Source organism: Lichenibacterium minor (assembly GCF_004137685.1).
Classification (GTDB): Bacteria; Pseudomonadota; Alphaproteobacteria; order Rhizobiales; family Beijerinckiaceae; genus Lichenihabitans; species Lichenihabitans minor.
This window is the reverse complement of record NZ_QYBB01000144.1, coordinates 1-1,318: the sequence shown is the minus strand read 5'-3', so window position 1 is coordinate 1,318 and position 1,318 is coordinate 1. Positions and strand designations below refer to the sequence as shown.

The window sequence follows — 1,318 nt, the reverse complement described above, 5'->3', positions numbered from 1 at the left end:
TTCATGAAGCGGCTGGATCGGGGCCGGTTCACCTGGCCGTCGGCGAGCGATGGGGCGGTTCCCATCACCCCGGCGCAACTCGCCTACCTGACGGAGGGCATCGACTGGAGGAACCCGCAGCAGACCTGGCGACCCACCCAGGCCGGATAGCGGAAAGGCTTGCAACGGCAGATGGTTGTGATCTGATCGGGGTGTGACAGCATCCTCCGATCAGCTCCCGTCCGACCTCGCCGACGCCCACGCCATGATCGTGGCGCTGCGCAGCGAAGCCCTGATCCGCCGGCTCGAAACCGAGAAGCTGAAGTTCCTGATCGCCAAGCTGCGGCGTGAGCAGTTCGGCCAGTCCTCCGAGCGTGGCAGGCTCCTCGTGGAGCAGCTCGAGCTGGCCATCGCCGACGTGGAGGAGAGCCAGGGGGCTGCCGAGGCCGAGGCCGATATCGCAGCTCCGGCCACCCCCGTCGCAGGGCGCCAAAGCCGTCCCGCGCGCTCGCGGCGCCCGAGCCTGCCCGAACACCTGCCGGTGGAGCGGATCGTGTATCCGGCGCCGTGCGCCTGTGCCCAATGCGGCGGAGCCCGGCTTCGCAAGCTCGACGACGTCGTGTCGCGCTCGCTCGAATGCGAACCGCGGCGGTGGAAGATCGTCGAGCACGTGCGCGAGAAGATGACGTGCCGGGACTGCGAGGGCGTCACCGAGACGCCGGCCCCGTCCCATCCGATCCCGCGCGGCTTTGCCGGCCCGAACCTGCTGGCGAGCGTGCTGGTGTCGAAGTTCATGCTTCACCAGCCGCTGAACCGGCAGAGCGACGCCTTCGCCCGCGAGGGGATCGCGATCGACACGTCGACGCTGGCCGACCGTGTCGGCGCCTGTGCGGTGGCACTCGCCCCGATCGTGGACGCGATCAGGCGCCACGTGCTGGCGGCGGATCGGATCCACGGCGACGACACGACGGTGCCGGTGCTGGCCAAGGCCAAGACCGACACGGGGCGGCTGTGGACCTACGTGCGGGACGACCGGCCGTTCGGCGGTGCCGACCCGCCGGCCGCGGCCTTCCACTATTCACGCAGCCGGTCCGGGGAACACCCGCGGGAGCACCTGGCGAGCTACAGGGGCATTCTGCAGGCCGATGCCTATGCGGGCTACAACGAGCTTTATGACGGCCGGCGTAGGCCGGCGCCGGTGATCGAGGCCGCATGCTGGGCGCACGGCCGCCGCAAGCTGTTCGACATCGCCAAGCTGACGAAGGCGCCGATCGCCGTCGAAGCGGTGCGCCGCATCGACGAGATCTTCGCCGTCGAGCGCACCATCAACGGCCGAAGC

2 protein-coding genes are annotated in these 1,318 nt (G+C 69.8%); both read left to right on the top strand.

Features of this window, described 5'->3' with window-relative positions; translation table 11 throughout:
- The first annotated feature begins 3 nt into the window (after nt 1–3).
- Entirely contained in the window at nt 4–150 is a 147-nt protein-coding gene (tnpB, locus tag D3273_RS27735) for an IS66 family insertion sequence element accessory protein TnpB (RefSeq protein WP_245501425.1), read from the top strand.
- Nucleotides 151–244: 94 nt separating this feature from the next.
- Nucleotides 245–1,318 (top strand): IS66 family transposase (tnpC, locus tag D3273_RS27730; protein ID WP_129230271.1); only part of this gene is annotated, 1,074 nt, incomplete at its 3' end.